Below are 16,153 nucleotides of genomic sequence, written 5' to 3'. Positions count from 1 at the left end.
ACCCGTCTTGACCATGATCTCCCCTCTGAAGAGCGCGGGCGAGGCGGTGGTCGATCTGGCCGCCGTCGCCGCCAACGTGCGGACGGTCGCCGCGGCCACCGGCACGGCGGTGATGGCCGTGGTCAAGGCGGACGGTTTCGGACACGGCGCGGTCGCGGTCGCCCGGGCCGCCGTCGCCGCCGGGGCGACCTGGCTCGGCGCCACCTCGGCGCGGGAGGCCCTGGAGTTGCGGGCGGCCGGCCTGACCGCGCCGGTCCTGAGCTGGCTGCACCCGCCGGACGAGGACTTCGCCCGGCTGATCGCGGCCCATGTCGATCTCGGCGTCTCCACGGTGGCGCATCTGCACGCCGTCGCCGCGGCGGCCCGCACCCTCGGCAGGCCGGCCCATGTGCAGCTCAAGGTGGACATCGGGTTGTCGCGTAACGGCGCCGGGCCGGACGACTGGCCGGAGCTGGTCGCCTGGGCGCACAAGTACGAGACCGAGGAGACGGTACGGGTCCGGGGTGTCTGGTCGCATCCGGCCGGCGAACCGGCGACGGACCGGGAGATCGCGACGTACGAGGACGCCGTACGTGTCGCGCGGGCCGCCGGACTCGACCCGCCGCTGCTGCACCTGGCCAACTCCGTCACCGCGCTGGCGGTGCCCCGGGCCCGGTTCGGCCTGTGCCGGATCGGGATCGCCCTCTACGGGGTGGGGCCGGGGCTGCGGCCGGTGATGACCCTGCGGTCGCGGGTGGTGAACGTCAAACGGGTTCCGGCCGGCACCGGGGTGTCGTACGGCCCCGACCACGTCACCGACCGGCCGGTGACGCTGGCGCTGCTGCCACTGGGCTACGCCGACGGTGTCCCGCGGGCTGTCCGGGGCCGGGCCGAGGTGTGGCTCGGCGGCCGCCGCTGCCCGATCGTCGGGCGGATCGCGATGGACCAGTGCGTCGTCGACGCCGGTGACCTTCCGGTACGGCTGGGCGACCCGGTCGTGCTGTTCGGAGCGGGGCCGGGCGAACCCACGGTGGACGAATGGGCGCGGTGGGCCGGCACCAACCCGCACGAGATCCTGACCGGCGTCGGTACCCGGATACCACGCCTGCACCAGTACGGAGAGGTACGACACCAGTGAGACTTGCACTGATCCACGGCGGGCGCAGCGGCGAACACGACGTGTCCCGCGCCTCGGCGGGCAGCATCCTCGACCACCTCGATCGGGAGGTCTACCAGGTCACCGAGTTGTTGATCGGGCGGGACGGGCAGTGGCACGTCGACGGCGCCCCGGTGCCGCTGACCGGAGCCCTGCACGTGATCCGGAGTTGTGACGTGGTGTTTCCCGCGATGCACGGACCGTACGGCGAGGACGGCCGGTTGCAGGCGCTGCTGGAATGGCTCGGGGTGGCGTACGTGGGAAACGGGGTCTTCGCCAGTGCGGCCGGCATGGACAAGGCGGTGACCAAGAAACTGCTGGTGGCCGACGGTCTGCGGGTCGCCGGCGGGATCACCCTGGACGACGGTGAGGAGACCGTGCCGCCGGGGACTCCGCTGCCGGTGTTCGTCAAACCGGCCCGGTCGGGGTCGAGCCTGGGTGTCTCCCGGGTCACCGACCGGGCGGATCTTCCCGCGGCGGTACGCCTGGCCCGTATCCAGGACCGGAAGGTGCTGGTCGAACAGGCGGTGCCGGGCCGCGAGGTGGACGTGGCCGTCCTGCAGTACCCGGACGGGCGCCTGGTGGCCGGACCGCCGCTGGAGATCACCGTGGCGGGCGGGTTCTTCGACTACGCGGCCAAGTACGACGGCGGCGCCGTGTTCCAGATCCCCGCCATGCTCGACGACGCCACCACCCGGCTGCTGCAGGACCGGGCGATCCAGGTCTTCCGGGCCCTGGACTGCTGGGGTCTGCTCCGGGTCGACTTCTTCGTGCCGGACCCCGGCGCCACCGATCCGGAGCCGGTGGTCAACGAGGTCAACACCTTCCCGGGCATGACCGCGGCCTCCCAGTTCCCGCAGATGTGGAAACACGCCGGCCTGTCCTTCCCGGAGCTGCTCGACGTGCTGATCGCCACCGCCGCCGACTCCCGGCGGCGGCTCACGTAGATCCGCCGCTCCCGTCACCGCCACAGAAGTCGCGGCGCCGCCGTCTCTATAGGCGAAGTGACAGAGAGGGAGCATTCGTGAACACCCATGACGACCAGATGCGGCGGCTGTTCGCACTGTTTCGGGAAGCGCCCGGCGACGGCTGCCACATCGACCTGCACCGGGTCATGGCCGAGGGGCGCCGGCGGGACCGTCGGCGCCGCCGGTTGGTGACCACCCTGGTGTGGGTGGTGGCGGTGATCGTGCTGAGTGTGCTGGTGGCCGCCTGGCTGGCCGAGCCCCGGTCCGAGATCCGGCCCGTCACCGGCCCGGTCGGGTGACGCCGGGCGGGTTGCCAGCCGAGGGCGGTGTCGATCAAGGTGGGCGGGTGACGAGCTTCGACGATCATGAGCGGGCGCGGTGGGCCGGGCAGGCGGCCGCGTTCCGGGGCAGTTTCGCGGCGCTCTGCGCCCATCCGGCGGGGGCCCTGCTGGACGCCGTGCGGGTGCGGGCCGGTCAGCGGCTCCTCGACGTGGGGACCGGCACCGGGACGGTCGCCGCCCTGGCGTACGCCCGCGGGGTGAAGGTCGTCGCGGTCGACGCCGAGCCCAGCATGGTGGCGGCGACCGGCCGCCGGATCCCGGACGCCGAGGTGCGCCGGGCGACGCTGCCCGATCTGCCGTTCGGCGACGACGGTTTCGACGCGGTGGTCGCCAACTTCGTGGTCAACCACGTCGGGGACCCGCTCGCCGCCGTCGGCGAGATGCGCCGGCTGGCCCGGCCCGGCGCACGGGTGGCCGCGACGATCTGGCCGGTGCCGGCGCCGGCCGCGCAACGGCTCTGGACCACAGTGTTCACCGCGGCGGGAGTGGCGATCCCGGACGACCTGCCCCGGCTGCCGGCCGACCGGGACTTCCCCCGGACCGCCGCCGGGTTCGCCGATCTGCTGCGCCGGGCCGGACTGGGCGACGTGGCCTGCGAAACCCTGTTCTGGACACACCGCACCGACCCGGAAGCCTGGTGGAGCGGCCCCGCCAACGGCATCGGCTCCCCCGGCCTGATCCTGCAACGACAGGACGCCGCCACCGTCGCCCGGGTCCGCGCCCACTACGACGAGCACGTCGCGCCCCTGCTCGACGCCGACGGCCGGCTCGGGCTGCCCACGTCGGCGCTGCTGGCGTCGGGCCGCGCATGATCCCGCCGTCGTTCCGCGACATGCCCCGCTGGTGGCGCGACGGGACGCGGTGGCTCGACGCGCTGCCCGGCCTGGTCCGGGCCGGCTGCGACCGCTGGCGGCTGACCGTCGCGGGCGAGGCGATGCACGGGTCGAACGCCTTGGTCGTCCCGGTCACCCGGGACGGTGACGAATTCGTTCTGCGGCTGTCGCCGCCGGGGCCCGACGTCGGGCGGCAGGCCGCGGCGCTACGGTTCTGGGACGGGCGCGGGACGGCACGCCTGATCGACGTCCACGACGAGGACGGCGCGATGCTCCTGGAGCGGCTGCGGCCCGGCACCTCCCTCGAGGACGTCCCGGCCGAGGAGGCCGTGCACGTGCTGTGCACGATGATGCGCCGGCTGGCGGTTCCGGGGCCGCCGGACGTCACCGGCACCTCGGAGGCCGTCGCGCGGCGGATGGGCACGATGGAACGGGAGTGGGTTCAGCTCGGACGGCCGTTCCCGGACAGGCTTCTGCGCGAGGCGCTCGACATCGGTGTACGGCTGTCGGAGGACCGGTCCGGGTACGCCGTCGACGGGGATCTGCACTCGGGGCAGGTATTGCGGGCCGGGCGGGAGGACTGGCTGGTGGTCGACCCGGTGCTGCTGCGTGGGGAGATCGACTACGACCTGGGGCGGGTTCTGTGGACCCGGCTGGACGACATGGCGACACCGGCGGACATCGTGCGGCACTTCGACGTCGCCGTCACCGCCGCGGGCACCGAACGGGACCGGAGCCGGGACTGGGTGGTGTTCCGTACCGCCGACTACTGGTTGTGGGGGTTGTCGGCCGGATTGACCGAGGACCCGCAGCGGTGCGCCCGGCTGTCAGGCGCCCTCTGACCGGGACTCCAGCCAGGTGACGGCCGCCTGCAGGGCGTCGTGCGCCGGTTCGTCGGGGACGATCGGGTCGGTGCCGAAGAGGCGTCCGGCACGGTCGGACTCCCGGACCTCGGTGAGGACCAGCATGGAGCCGTCGGCCAGCTCGTGGGCGGCGTTCCCGGTGGCCAGGCCCGCGGTGGGAGCGCCGAACGTGCGCACGTCGGGCAGGCCGCGGAAGGCGATCAAGGTGGCCTCCCCGGCGCTCATCGTGTCACCGTCGGTCAGGACCGCGATCGGTGGGCCGGCGGTCGCCAGCCGGTGCGGATGCGGTTCCGGGGACAGCGGCTCGTCGTCCTGGTGCACCACGCCGTCGCGCAGGATCCACTGGCCGGCCGACTCTCCGTCGGCGTCCACGAACGAACCCAGGACGCCGTCGCCGAGCAGGGGCGCCAGGACGGTGAGCATCGGGTACATGTTGCCGCCGGTGTTGCCCCGCAGGTCCACGATCCAGCCGTCCGGCCGCTGCCCGTCCAGGTCGCGGACGAGCGCCGCGCCGGTCCGGGTATAGCGGAGGTCGGCCTCGTCGACGCTCGGGGTCTCCGGGATCCGGATCAGGGCGAACCGCTCCCCCACGATCTCCCCGGACGGCATCAGCGAGTTCTGGACCGCCTCGTCCCCGAACGCCTCGGCCAGGTCGGCGGCGGTGAGCAGGAACGTGTGCGGGTCGCCGAGCGCCGTGATGGCCGTGCGGATCGCGGTGTGCGGGTCGGCCGGCAGGTCCCGTCGCAGGGCCGGCCAGTCGACCCGCCGCCGGTTGAGGGCCCGTTGTTCCAGCAGGTCGAGTGCTTGCCGCGCGACGTCCATGCTTACAAGATCGCAGCCCGGTTCAAGGCCGGCCGGTCACGCTGCGCAGCGCAACGGTCGTCTCGAGGACGATGTCGGCCAGTGGGCGCTCGGTGTCCTCGTCGAGCCAGCGGCTGACCGCGGTGTCGATGATGGTGGCGGCGAGCTGTGCGGCCAGGGTCGCCTCCAGGTCGCTCAGGCCCCGGTCGCGGAACCCGGCGGCCCCGGCCTCGGCGATCAGCGAGCGTTTGCGCAGCTCCCGCTCGCGTAGGCCCTCGTCGGACTGCACGATGCCGCGGCGCAGCCGCAGGTTCTCCCGGCGGCCCTCGAAGCGCGGGGCGACCACGTCGCGCAGCCCGGTGGTGATCACCTCCATCGGGGTCAGCTCCGGCGGGGCGCCGGCGAAGACCTCGGCCATCACCGCGGGCAGCACGGTCTCGCCGGTGAACAGGACCTCACGCTTGTCGGTGAAGTGCCGGAAGAAGGTGCGGGTGGTCAGCCCGGCCCGGGCGGTGATCTGCGGAACCGTGATGGCGGCGAAGCCGTGCTCGGCGGCCAGTTCCAACGCGGCGGTGTGCAGCCGGTCGGCCGCGCCCGGTTCCCATCGACTCATGCGATCACTCTAGTTGACGACACGACGTGTCATCATCGATAGTGACGACACGACGTGTCATCAGATCTGAGGAGACAGTGATGCAGCAAGACGATCGGCCCGTACTGGTGCTGGGCGGCACCGGATTCCTCGGCCGCCGCCTGGTGGCCGCCCTGAAAACCGCCGGTCACCGGGTCCGGTGTCTGGTCCGCGATCCGTCCCGGGCACCGGAGGGGGTGGCGATCGTCGCCGGCGACATGCTCGACCCGGTCGCGGTGGCCGCCGCCACGGAGGGGACGCGGGCGGTGTATTTCTGCGTGCACACGCTGTCCAAGCAGGTCAGCGACGGCGACTTCATGGACATCGAGCAGGCCGGGCTGCGCAACGTGCTCGACGCCGCGCACCGGCACGGGGTCCGCCGGATGCTGTACGTGACCGCCATCGGCACCGCCCCCGACGCCGGGAGCAGCTGGGGCCGGGGCCGGGCCCGCACCGAGCGGATGCTCTTCGACAGCGGCCTCGACGTCACCGTGCTGCGCCCGGGGATGATCGTCGGGCTCGGCGGGGACGGGTTCGGCATGGTCGCCCGGGGTGCGCGCAGCGCCGTCACGGTGCTGCTGGCCAGCCGTACCCAGCGGTTCCGGACGGTGTGGGTGGACGACCTGGCGTCCGCGCTGGTCGAGGTGCTGGACGAGCCGCGGTCGTACGGGCGGCACTTCGACGTGGGCTCGGACGACGTGCTGACCATCGGCGAGATGATGGACAGCGCGGCGGATCACCTCGGCCGGCGGCACCCGATCCGGATCCACCTGCCCCGGCGGGTGATCGCCGGAGTCGCCCCGCTGATCGAACGGGTCGCCGGGATGCCCCGTGGCGCGGTCGCCGGTTTTGTCGGGCCGGGCGCGGACGCCGACATGATCGGCGACACCACCGAGATCCGGCGGCTGCTCCCCCGGGCGCCCCGCGGTTACCGGGAGGCGATGGTCAGCTCTCTATCAGGGCCGGGCAGTTCAGAGTGACCGCGAGCCAGGCCCGGGTCATCGCGGTGGCCCGCTCCCAGGTGATGCCGGGCCGGCGCAGGGCGATCTGCACACCCAGGCCGTCGGCGAGGGCGCACGCCCCCTGCGCGACCGCGTCGATGTCGGCGGGTTCGGCGATCAGGCCGGCGTCGACGGCGGCCCGGATCGCGTCGCGGACCAGGGACGCCCAGCCGTCGTAGGTGCCGATCGACTCGGTGGCCAGCTCGTCGTCGCGCAGCGCGGTCCGCCAGTACTCCACCCAGAGCATCCATTCGGCGCGGGCCGCGTCGGGTGATCCGTCGGTGGCGGCGAGGTGACCGGCCACCCAGCGCAGCCGTTCGATCGGGTCGGCGATGGCTCCGGCGGCGGTGCGGGCCTCGGCCAGCAGGTGGGCGGTGCGGGTGCGCAACGCCTGGACGACCAGGTCCTCACGGTTGCCGAACAGGTACTGCAACGTGCTGATGGACGCCCCGGTCCGCCCGGCCACATCGGTGAACCGGGTGTTCTCGAAGCCACGTTCGGCCACCACTTCGGCCGCCTGCATGAGCAGGTCCGCCCTGTTCCGCGAGGCACGTCGCATTCCCAAGATCCACACCCTCCGGTACGGTCCACTGGTATCTCCATACCACAAGGCACTACCAGCGGAGGTCCCCGTGGACGTGATTGTTGTCGGTGCGGGTCTCGCCGGTCTAGTGGCCGCGCGAGATCTTCGTGCCGCCGGGCTCAGCGTCCGTGTCCTGGAAGCCCGCAGCCGGGTCGGCGGGCGCGCCTGGACGGTGCCCTTACCCGGCACCGGCAGCGCCGTCGACCTGGGCGCCGAATGGCTCGACCCGCAACGGCACACCGCGCTCGCCGGCGAACTCGACAGGTACGACCTCACCACCACCGCACCGCCCCGCGGCCCGCACCGGTGGTACCTGCCCAGCGCACCCGACGATCCGACCGAGAAAGCGGTGCTCGCCGCCACCCTGGAACGCCTGGAGACCGACGCCGCGCGCATCGACTTCGACCGGCCCGACTGGCACCACTGCGCGCCCGATCTGGACGTGCCGTTCGGGACCTACCTGCGGGACTTCTGCCCGTCGGAGCGGGTCCGCAGCCTGATCCTGGCCTGGTCGTTCGTGCTGATGGGCGGCGACGAGAACGAGTACAGCGCCCTGCACCTGCTGCACGAGATAGCCGGCTTCGGGTCGACCAAGGCCGCGTTCGGGGCGAGTGAGCACCGGATCGACGGCGGCGCCGACACCCTGGCCAAGGCGATCGCCGCCGATCTGGACCCGGTGCTGCGGCTCGGCCAGCCGGTGGTGTCGATCACCGCGCCCCGGGGCGGCTGCACCGTGATGACCGCGGACGGCACCCCGCACCGGGCCCGCGCGGTGATCGTCGCGGTGCCGCTGAACTGCTTCGACCGCATCGACGGACTGAGCGGTCCGGGGCGGCACGCGGGCCGGGCGGTGAAGGTGTGGCACCGGGCCGACGGGGTGGTCGACGGCGAGGGCACGACCGGCTGGCCGGTGCTGGTGGAGACGTACGCGACCGCCGAGGGGGTGGCGGTCGTCCACCTGGACGGACTCGACCCGGCGGACGTGCTGACCGAGCACTACCCGGCGGCGGTGCTGTCCGAGGACTGCTGGAACGACTGGGTCGCCGACCCGTACGCCAAAGGCTCCTGGTGTGCCGCCCGGCCCGGACAGCTGGACGCCCTGCACGATCTCGCGAACCGGTCCGGTCCGCTCTTCTTCGCCGGCGGTGACGTGTCCCGGCGCTGGATGGGCTGGATGGACGGGGCGATCACCTCGGGCGCGGACACCGCCGTGCGGACCCGCGCCTACCTGTACGGATCCACCATGCCACCGGCCCGCGGCTGAGCCAGCCCATCGGTGCCCGGGTAAAACCGTCGCTCGTGGACCGGGCGCGCTGTTAGCCTCCGGCCATGTCGATCACACCGGTTGCCTTCGCGGTCTCCCACTGGGGGACGGACCCCTGGTCACGCGGGTCGTGGAGCCTGATCGGGCGGGACGGCAGCCCGCAGGACCGGATCGACCTGGGCACGCCGGTCGGGACTCGGCTGCGGCTGGCCGGCGAGGCCACCCATCCGACCCGGGCCGGGATGACCCATGGGGCGTACGAGCAAGGGGTCGAAGCCGCCTCGTGGGCCGCGGACCTGGGGCATGATCGGATCGCGGTGGTGGGTGCCGGGACGGCCGGGCTGGCCGCCGCCCGGACGCTGATCGATCGCGGTCGTGAGGTGGTCGTCCTGGAGGCGCGGGACCGGCCCGGCGGGCGCACCGCGGGGGTCGAGATCGGCGGGACCGGGTTCGATCTGGGCGCCAACTGGCTGCAGCAGTTCGATCAGAACGTGCTCGCCCGCCTCGCCGAGGATCTCGGGTTACGGCTGGTGCCGACGGACTTCCACGATCCCCTGGTCCTGGACGGCCGCCCGGTTCCGGACGGTCTGGAGGCCGAGTTGCGGGCCCGGCTCGCCGCTGCTCCGGCCGGGGCCGCGATCGCCGAGGTGGTCTCGGATTGGCTGGCGGCCCCCGGTTCGTTCACTTCCCAGGACATCTGCCGGTACGTCGCCGCGGAGATCACCATGGACGCGGGCGTCCCGTTGTCCTGGTTGAGCGCCCGGCACGGTTTCGAGCCCGGTGTCGGGGAGGGTGATCGCTGGATCGTCGGCGGATACCGGCTGCTGGTGGAGCACCTGGCCACCGGTGTCGACATCCGCCTCGGCCACCCGGTGCGCGGCATCGAGGTCACCGACGACGGGGTGATCGTCGACGGGGAGCCTTTCGACGCGGTGATCGTGACGGTTCCGCTCGGTGTGCTGCCGTCGCTCACGTTCACGCCGGAGCTGCCCGCCTCGCATCGGGCCGCGCTGTCCCGGCTGGGCATGGGCCGGGTGGAGAAGGTGATCCTCCGCTTCGACGAGCGGTTCTGGCCGGTGCATCCGGCGGGCTACTACCGGCTCCACGGCCCCGGCGCCGACGACATCTGCGAATGGCTGGACGCCACCGGCGCCGACGGGACGCCCACGCTGGTGGGCCTGTTCGCCGGGCCGTGGCTGGCGGAGCTGTGGACCGGCACCGACCCGGAGATCGCTGCCCGGGCCGCCCATCAGTGGATCAATGCCTCGACGGCGGCGACGACCAGTTCGTAGAGGATCACACCGAGGGCCACCGTGGGCGGGCCGAAGACGACCAGCAGGCAGAGGATGTCGGACAGCGACCAGTCGCCGGCGGGCGCTTTCGCGACGGGTTTCGGGGTGATCCTCTCGACGGGCCGCGGGTCGTCGGGCACCGGCTCCGGCAGCAGGTCCTTCACCGTCGCCTGGGCCGCGGCCCGGGCTACCAGCTCGGTGTAGCGGGGCTCGGCGAGCGGGCCCAGCTCACGCGGGTTCTCGCCCCTCAGCCGGAGCACCCGCAGCCGCTCGGTGGCGGAGCGGTACTGCTTGGCGAACGCCGCGAGTTCCCGCGGTTCGGCGTCCTCGGTGAGGAACGCCCAGCGGCCCGCTTCGGCCAGGTTGCCCTCGCGGCGGTACACGTCGGCGAGACGGGCACGGACGTCGAGGTCCTGCGGATCGTCGGCGAGCAGTCCCACCAGGCGCTGCCGGGCCAGGCGGGTGTGGCCGCGTTCCAGGTCGGCTTGTGCACGGGACAGGACTTCTGGTCTCCCCATGTCACGATGATGACCGGGGTCCACAACGGAGGTGGTCGATGTGGTCGGTGACCGGCTGCACCACGTGGGGATCGTCGTGCATGATCTTGCCGCGGCGACAGAGACCTATCGGCGGCTCGGGTTCACCGTCGCGGCGGCCACCTATCCGGCGCTACCGCGGGAGCCCGGTGCTCCGGCGCGGCCGATCGGGGCGGCCAACGCGCACATCTACCTGGGGCGCAACTTCGTCGAGCTGGTGACCGTCGTGGACGAGGACCAGCCGTTGCCCGCCGGTGCGGAGCTGCTGCCGATCGTGGTCCCGGACGACCGGTTGCCGGGCATGCTGGCCGGGATCCGGGGCGCCGCCGCGCGACTCACCGGCCTCCTGGACCGTGGTGAGGGCGTGCACATCGTCATCTTCGACTCGGCGGACATCGACCGTTCCGCCGCCGAGCTGGACGCCGCCGGGATCGTCCACAGCGGAGTGCAGGCGGTGCAGCGCCCGATCGAGACGGCGGACGGCACCCGGATGGTTCCGGCCCACTACCTGGAGATCCTCGGCGCGGGCCCGGCCCGGATCGGCATCGCCCAGAACTCCGCCGCCGAACAGCCGGTGCAGCCGGTGCACGCCAACGGCGCGGTCGAGCTGATCGACTGCACCCTGCCGAGCCCCGACGGCGAGCACCGTCCCGCCGTCTCCCTGGTCACCGGGGAGCGGCTCGCTTTCACCGGCTTCACCCTGGCGGTCCGGGACATCACCGTGACCGAGGATCATCTACGGTCAGCCGGGATCCCGTTCGCCAGAACTCCCGACACCCTCACGGTCCCCGCCGACCAGGCTTTCGGCGCCACCATCACCTTCCGGCGGTGAGGGGCCGCTCCACTCCCGGCGGTCGCGAGGGCGGCCGGGACGGGCCGCGGGCCTCGCGTGGACGGGACAGGGCCTTGCCCTGGCGTACCAAATCTAGGTTTCCAAGGGGAGAAGGCCACAGCGATAGGCCCAGATCACCGTTTGTACGCGATCCCTGGCGCCGATCTTGGTCATTGCTCTGTTCAGGTGGCTCTTCACCGTGCTCACCTCGACCACCAGGGTCGCGGCGATCTCGGCGTTGGACAGGCCCCGGGCCAGCAGGCGGACGATCTCGGTCTCGCGGGTGGTGAGGACCTCGGGGGCCGGGCCGGGGGCTCGGACGGCGCGGCGGCGGGCGAACTCGACGATCACCCGGCGGGTGACCGTCTGGTCGACCATGCCCTGGCCGGCGGCCAGGCGGCGGATCGCGTCCAGCAGGGTGTCCACGTCGGCGTCCTTGAGCAGGAAACCGCTGGCGCCGGCCTCCAGGGCGCCGAACACGTACTCGTCGACCTCGTAGGTGGTCAGCACCAGGATCGCCGGGGCCGGGTCCAGGGTGGCGACGATCTCGCGGGTGGCGGTCAGGCCGTCGCCGCCGGGCATCCGGACGTCCATGCAGACCACGTCCGGTTTCAGCAGCCGGGCCATCCGGACCGCCTCCGGGCCGTCGGACGCCTCGCCGACGACGGTGATGTCGTCGGCCAGTTCGATCAGCGACCGGAAACCGGCCCGGAGCATCGCCTGGTCGTCGGCGAGCAGCACGGTGATCATGAGGCCGGCCGCTGGTGCGGGATCCGGAACTCGACCTGCCAGCCGCCGTCGGGGGCCGGGCCGGCCTCCAGCGTGCCGCCGATCAGCGCGGCCCGTTCCCGCATGCCGATCAGGCCGAAACCGCGGTGCCGCCGGTCCCGCCGGGACGGCGCGGTCGCCGGCGGACCGTTGTGGATCTCCATGGTGGTCTCCGAGTCCTGGTAGGTGAGCGTGACCGTCACCGGCGCCGCGGGGGCGTGGTCGCGGGCGTTGGTCAGGGCCTCCCGCGCCACCCGGTACAGCGCCAGCTCCACCGCCGGATCCGGAGTGCCGGGTGTGCCGTGGACGGTGAGCGCGGCGCCGTCACCGGACGCCAGCCGGTCGATCATCGCAAGGCCGCTGCCGTCCGGCAGGTCCGGGTCGATGCCGTCGTCCTCGCGCAGCGCCCCGACGATCTGCCGCAGCTGGTTCAGGGTGTTGCGGCCCTCCTCCCGGACCGCCGCGGCGTGTCGGCGGGCCGCCTCCGGATCCCGGTCGAGGAGGCGTTCGACCAGGGTGGCCTGCACGATCAGCGACGTCAGGTGGTGGGCGGCGACGTCGTGCAGCTCACGGGCGGTGCGGGCCCGCTCGGCGGTCAGCACCGCCTCGGTCCGGGCCCGGTGCGCGTCCTCGACCACCTCGGCGTAGCGGCGGCGCATGCTCAGGTGCGAGCCGAGCAGGGCGGCACCGGCGTAGACCGTCACGGTCAGCGCGAACTGCAGGGCCAGCTGCGCCAGCTCCAGCGGCGGGTTCTCCAGCGGAGGCATGCTGAGCAGGGCGAACGCCCCGATCTCGACGCCCGTGGTGAGGACGGCGAGACCGATGGCAGTCCGGGTGGCCAGCACCGTGCCGCACGTGTAGACCACCACGACCGGGCCGAACCCGCGCAGGCCGGTGCCGTCCGGGACGGTGGCGGCCATCGCGACCTGCAGCACCAGCATCGCCGCCAGGCACCACAGCGGGCTGACCCGGCGCAGACAGATCAGCAATGTCTGCGCCACGATCAGGGCCATGGCGACCGTGCCGAGGCTGCGCTCCGCGTCGAAGAGCAGAAACATCAGCGTGGTGACCGTCGCGGCCGCCACGGCCAGCGCCCCGTCCCGGATCAGCATGGTCGTCCTTCGTCTCAGCGGTGCGCGGTCAGCCAGGTGGTGATGTCCCGCAGCACCGCGGCGTCCGGGTTGCCGAGTTCCGGCTGGTACTTGGCGGTCACGTTCATCAGGTGGCTGACACCCGGGTAGGTGATCAGCCGGTGGTCCGGGTTACCCGCCTTCGTGAGCGCGGCGTCGACCAGGACGGCGCCGCGGACCACGGTCTGGGCGTCGGTCTGCCCGTTGAGCAGCAGCACCGGGCCGTCGTACTTCGGCAGGTCCTGGACCGGGGCCGGGAAGCGCCCGAAATCGGTCAGGTAGTCGGCGAAACCCTGCGGGAACCCGGTGAGGTTCGGGTAGTTGTCGTAACCCGAGGCCTGGCGCAGGATCGGCTCGACCTCGTCGTCGATGTCGACGACACCGTTCTTGTCGGTGTCGGTCAGGATCGCCCGGAACTGGGTGACCGCCGCGTCCGGCAGTCCGACCAGCCCACCGGTGATCTCGTCGGGGGTCAGCCGGCCGTCGCCGTCGAAGTCGAACTCCTCGTGCAGCTGGCCCAGCACCCGGCCGATCAGCTGGTAGTAGATGATCGCGGGGCGCTCGCCACCGACCACGCCCATGCCGATCACACCGGCCGGTTTCCGGATGCCGTGGGCGGCCGGGTCGGCGACCAGATTGGCCGCCACCTGGGTACCCTCGGAGTGGCCGAGCAGGTAGATCCGGGACGGGTCGACCCGCTGGGTCTTCGCGGCGAACCGGATGACGGCGGCGGCGTCGCGGACGGTCTGCTCGTAGGGTTTGGGAAAGTTGATGAACCGGGGGTCGTCGCTCAGCTTCGGGCCGACGCCGACGACGCCGCGCTTGTTGAAGCGCAGCACCGCGAAGCCCTTCCTGGTCACCGCCTCGGTGACCGCGGTGAAGGTGGCGACGCCGGGGGCCAGGGTCTGGTTCATGTCGTTGCGGCCGCTGCCGTGCAGGAGCACCACCACCGGCAGGCGGCCCTTGGCGCCCTTCGGGTAGGTGATCTCGCCCTTGGCCGACCACCCGCCCTCCATCGGGATCGTCACCGACTCCCGGACCGGTTTGTCCCCCGCGCTCGCCACGGCCGCCGGCACCAGTGCGATGCCGAGGGTGGCGGCGGCCAGTACCGCGACCTTCTTCATTCTCATGTCGTTCCCCCTGGTAGGTGTCTGTCTGACACCTCAGAGCCTGCCGCGTCGGCGGGCCCGGCACATCCGGCGGAGGTAGGCACCGGCACTTACAACCTCCGATGGAGACCGCCTACATGAGCACCGGGTTGCCGTGCGGGTTGCCGTCGCCGCAGGGCCACGGGCCGTCGGCGAGACCGGCCAGGCCGGTGTCCCGGAACAACAGCAACTCGTCGGCGAGGCTGAACACGACGAGGCCGGGGGCCGGCAGCAGGATCCGGCTCATCACGGCCCGGTCGTCGTCCCGGGCGAACAGGGTCCGGGACCGCAGATCGGCATCCACGGCCAGCAGTTCGCCGTCGCGCCAGAAGACGGCCGTGCCGTCGGCGTCCAGCGCCGGGTAGGTGGTGTGGGAGCCGCTCAGCAGGGGGCCGTCACTCAGGGAACCGCCGGGTTCGAGGACGCGGAATCGGCCTTGATCTCGGCGAGCACTCGGTCACCGGCGACCAGCAGCGGCTCCCGGCTGCCGGTCCAGATGGTCCGCGGCTCCCACGGCTTGACCGGCCGGATCTCTCCGCCGGTGTCCACGCCGATTCCGACGATGCCGGAGAAGGACAGTTCGGTGAGGGTGAGCGGTGCCGACCATGCCGTGGCGCCGGTTGCGGTGTGCCGGACGACGCGGGGAGTCTCACCGGCGGGGACATGGTGCTGTCGCCGGGCCGGTAACCAGATCACGCAGAAGCCGTCCGGGAGCACGACGAAGGCGCCGAGATGTTCATGGGCCCGATGGTCCGGGACGACCGAGCGGAGGATCTCACCGTCCGGGCTGACCTCGGTGAAGGTGTGGCCGCCGGGGCCGAGGTGGGTCAGCCAGACGGTGCCCGCCGCGATGGCGCGCGGTGGCTGCGGGTGCCCGTCGAACTCGCGCTGCCAGATGATCCGGCCGGCCGGGTCGACGGCGGTGAGCACCGTGACGTCGAGCCGGCCGGTGCCGTAGCTGGTCACGAAGATCGGGCCGGCCGGGCCGGTGGTGGCCAGCCCCCAGACCTGGCCCGGCATGGTCACCTGGTCCAGCTTCATACGCGGTCGCTCCGATCCGGGGGAAGCTCGGCGGCCAGGCCGGTCAGCAGGACACGGAGACCGGCTTCGAAGGTCTGATCCGGAGCCGCATTGTAGTCAGCGGCCGGGGTGTCCAGGCGGGAGCGGAGCCGGGGGTAGCGCCGGGCTATCTCGGCGGCCCTGGTGACGGTGTCGGCGATCGCCGCGTCCGGGTTCCTGCCGGTGCGGGCCAGGCGCCGGGACAGGGTGGTGGTCGCGGCCGCGCCGAGGACGTTGCCGAGGACGAAGGTGAACAGGATGCCGGCGGCCCGGTCGGCGGCCGGGCCGGTGAAGCCGCCGCTCTCGAAGACGCCGAGGATGCCGTCGTCGTAGCGGGCCTTGCCCTCGCCGTACAGCAGGTGGGAACCGAATGCCTGGACCAGCCACGGGTGCCTGCTGAACATCGAGTGCAGGTCGACGGCCATCGTGGTGGCGGCGGTGCGCCAGTCGACACGGGCCGGGTCGGGCGGGGTGATCTCGAGCCAGATCCGGTCGGCGGCCAGCACGACCAGGTCGTCCTTGTTCTTGACGTGCCAGTAGACCGCGGTGGGCGCCACTGACCCGCCAGGGTGTCCCCACCACCGTGCTGGCCGACAACAACCTGCGATTCGACGCGAGCGGTCACGAGACCGCGGCTCCCGCCACGGTGGCCGCCCTGATGATCGCCCTGGCCGCGCTGAACCTGGCCGGCAACCCGTGGGGTCAGACCCTGAGCTGGGTCCTGATGCCGCTGGTCCTGATCGGCAACACCCTGATCGTGTGGAGCAACCGGACCGCTGTCGCCTCGGTGCGGGCGGCCTTCCGCCGCAAGGGCGACCCGGAGCTGCTCCGGGTCGACGTGCCCGCGCTGCTCGAGGCCGCCGAGCGCGGATTCCCGTCCTGGGTGCCGCTGCAGCAGCACGTCCGCAACACGGTCGTCTTCGCAGGTGCCGCCCTGGCGCTGGCGGCCACCGTCCTCGCTTGAGAGG

The 16,153-nt window shown here is 72.6% G+C and carries 20 protein-coding genes; 10 read left to right on the top strand and 10 right to left on the bottom strand.

What is annotated here, in order from left to right:
- Positions 1-13 precede the first annotated feature (13 nt).
- The 5 genes from alr (at position 14) to Aco03nite_RS37165 (ending at position 4,119) form a co-directional block, all read left to right on the top strand.
- On the top strand, positions 14-1,117 hold the full coding sequence (gene alr, locus Aco03nite_RS37185) for an alanine racemase (RefSeq protein WP_203804781.1): 1,104 nt from the start codon (positions 14-16) through the stop codon (positions 1,115-1,117).
- Complete coding sequence (locus Aco03nite_RS37180) at positions 1,114-2,082, top strand: D-alanine--D-alanine ligase family protein (RefSeq protein ID WP_239145750.1); 969 nt, start codon at positions 1,114-1,116, stop codon at positions 2,080-2,082. The genes alr and Aco03nite_RS37180 overlap by 4 nt, the downstream gene beginning before the upstream one ends.
- 77 nt (positions 2,083-2,159) lie before the next feature.
- Positions 2,160-2,402, top strand: coding sequence for a hypothetical protein (locus Aco03nite_RS37175; RefSeq protein WP_203804775.1), 243 nt, complete (start codon positions 2,160-2,162; stop codon positions 2,400-2,402).
- A 47-nt stretch (positions 2,403-2,449) separates the two neighbouring features.
- Positions 2,450-3,256 carry a class I SAM-dependent methyltransferase gene (locus Aco03nite_RS37170; protein WP_203804772.1) on the top strand — a complete coding sequence of 269 codons (807 nt, stop codon included), beginning with the start codon at positions 2,450-2,452 and terminating at the stop codon, positions 3,254-3,256.
- A complete protein-coding gene (locus tag Aco03nite_RS37165) occupies positions 3,253-4,119 on the top strand; it encodes an aminoglycoside phosphotransferase family protein (RefSeq protein ID WP_203804769.1) in 867 nt (288 codons plus the stop codon). Before Aco03nite_RS37170 ends, Aco03nite_RS37165 begins: the two co-directional genes overlap by 4 nt.
- On the opposite strand, the gene Aco03nite_RS37160 is transcribed toward Aco03nite_RS37165, so the two are convergent.
- Positions 4,105-4,962 (bottom strand): S41 family peptidase, encoded by an 858-nt coding sequence (locus Aco03nite_RS37160; protein ID WP_203804766.1) that lies wholly within the window; start codon positions 4,960-4,962, stop codon positions 4,105-4,107. The two genes, Aco03nite_RS37165 and Aco03nite_RS37160, sit on opposite strands and share 15 nt — an antisense overlap.
- Positions 4,963-4,984: 22 nt before the next feature.
- Positions 4,985-5,554, bottom strand: a complete 570-nt coding sequence (locus Aco03nite_RS37155) for a TetR/AcrR family transcriptional regulator (RefSeq protein ID WP_203804763.1) — start codon at positions 5,552-5,554, stop codon at positions 4,985-4,987.
- 80 nt (positions 5,555-5,634) lie between these two features.
- On the opposite strand from Aco03nite_RS37155, the gene Aco03nite_RS37150 reads away from it, so the two are divergent.
- Positions 5,635-6,552: an SDR family oxidoreductase gene (locus Aco03nite_RS37150; RefSeq protein ID WP_203804760.1), complete on the top strand. Its 918-nt coding sequence runs from the start codon at positions 5,635-5,637 to the stop codon at positions 6,550-6,552.
- On the opposite strand, the gene Aco03nite_RS37145 is transcribed toward Aco03nite_RS37150, so the two are convergent.
- The gene (locus Aco03nite_RS37145; RefSeq protein ID WP_203804757.1) at positions 6,518-7,096 is read right to left on the bottom strand and encodes a TetR/AcrR family transcriptional regulator; all 579 of its coding nucleotides are present in this window, start codon (positions 7,094-7,096) and stop codon (positions 6,518-6,520) included. The genes Aco03nite_RS37150 and Aco03nite_RS37145 overlap by 35 nt on opposite strands.
- Between Aco03nite_RS37145 and Aco03nite_RS37140 the strand changes: the two genes are divergently transcribed.
- Together Aco03nite_RS37140 and Aco03nite_RS37135 are read left to right on the top strand one after the other, a co-directional pair.
- Positions 7,014-8,420: a flavin monoamine oxidase family protein gene (locus Aco03nite_RS37140; RefSeq protein ID WP_307837668.1), complete on the top strand. Its 1,407-nt coding sequence runs from the start codon at positions 7,014-7,016 to the stop codon at positions 8,418-8,420. The genes Aco03nite_RS37145 and Aco03nite_RS37140 overlap by 83 nt on opposite strands.
- 65 nt (positions 8,421-8,485) lie before the next feature.
- Positions 8,486-9,712: a flavin monoamine oxidase family protein gene (locus Aco03nite_RS37135; RefSeq protein WP_203804751.1), complete on the top strand. Its 1,227-nt coding sequence runs from the start codon at positions 8,486-8,488 to the stop codon at positions 9,710-9,712.
- On the opposite strand, the gene Aco03nite_RS37130 is transcribed toward Aco03nite_RS37135, so the two are convergent.
- Positions 9,670-10,230, bottom strand: coding sequence for a DUF6584 family protein (locus Aco03nite_RS37130; RefSeq protein WP_203804748.1), 561 nt, complete (start codon positions 10,228-10,230; stop codon positions 9,670-9,672). The genes Aco03nite_RS37135 and Aco03nite_RS37130 overlap by 43 nt on opposite strands.
- A 31-nt stretch (positions 10,231-10,261) precedes the next feature.
- Here Aco03nite_RS37130 and Aco03nite_RS37125 point away from each other — a divergent pair, with 31 nt between their 5' ends.
- Positions 10,262-11,080, top strand: coding sequence for a VOC family protein (locus Aco03nite_RS37125; protein WP_203804745.1), 819 nt, complete (start codon positions 10,262-10,264; stop codon positions 11,078-11,080).
- Positions 11,081-11,173: 93 nt separating this feature from the next.
- Here Aco03nite_RS37125 and Aco03nite_RS37120 read toward each other — a convergent pair whose 3' ends face one another.
- The 6 genes from Aco03nite_RS37120 to Aco03nite_RS37100 all read right to left on the bottom strand — a co-directional run bounded on the left by Aco03nite_RS37120 (position 11,174) and on the right by Aco03nite_RS37100 (position 15,742).
- Positions 11,174-11,830 (bottom strand): response regulator, encoded by a 657-nt coding sequence (locus Aco03nite_RS37120; RefSeq protein ID WP_203804742.1) that lies wholly within the window; start codon positions 11,828-11,830, stop codon positions 11,174-11,176.
- Positions 11,827-12,960 (bottom strand): sensor histidine kinase, encoded by a 1,134-nt coding sequence (locus Aco03nite_RS37115; RefSeq protein ID WP_203804739.1) that lies wholly within the window; start codon positions 12,958-12,960, stop codon positions 11,827-11,829. The genes Aco03nite_RS37120 and Aco03nite_RS37115 overlap by 4 nt, the downstream gene beginning before the upstream one ends.
- Positions 12,961-12,974: 14 nt before the next feature.
- Entirely contained in the window at positions 12,975-14,108 is a 1,134-nt protein-coding gene (locus tag Aco03nite_RS37110) for an alpha/beta hydrolase family protein (protein WP_203804736.1), read from the bottom strand.
- Between the two features lie 112 nt (positions 14,109-14,220).
- Positions 14,221-14,430, bottom strand: coding sequence for a hypothetical protein (locus tag Aco03nite_RS53465; RefSeq protein WP_239145749.1), 210 nt, complete (start codon positions 14,428-14,430; stop codon positions 14,221-14,223).
- A 95-nt stretch (positions 14,431-14,525) separates the two neighbouring features.
- Positions 14,526-15,167, bottom strand: coding sequence for a hypothetical protein (locus Aco03nite_RS37105; protein ID WP_239145748.1), 642 nt, complete (start codon positions 15,165-15,167; stop codon positions 14,526-14,528).
- Positions 15,164-15,742: a TetR/AcrR family transcriptional regulator C-terminal domain-containing protein gene (locus Aco03nite_RS37100; protein WP_203804733.1), complete on the bottom strand. Its 579-nt coding sequence runs from the start codon at positions 15,740-15,742 to the stop codon at positions 15,164-15,166. The genes Aco03nite_RS37105 and Aco03nite_RS37100 overlap by 4 nt, the downstream gene beginning before the upstream one ends.
- Before the next feature lie 26 nt (positions 15,743-15,768).
- Here Aco03nite_RS37100 and Aco03nite_RS37095 point away from each other — a divergent pair, with 26 nt between their 5' ends.
- Positions 15,769-16,149: a hypothetical protein gene (locus Aco03nite_RS37095; protein WP_203804730.1), complete on the top strand. Its 381-nt coding sequence runs from the start codon at positions 15,769-15,771 to the stop codon at positions 16,147-16,149.
- Positions 16,150-16,153: the final 4 nt, after the last annotated feature.

The organism is Actinoplanes couchii, from assembly GCF_016862075.1.
In the GTDB taxonomy this organism is placed as follows: domain Bacteria; phylum Actinomycetota; class Actinomycetes; order Mycobacteriales; family Micromonosporaceae; genus Actinoplanes; species Actinoplanes couchii.
Note: the sequence above shows the minus strand (reverse complement) of the source record. Positions and strands in the feature narration are given on the sequence as shown.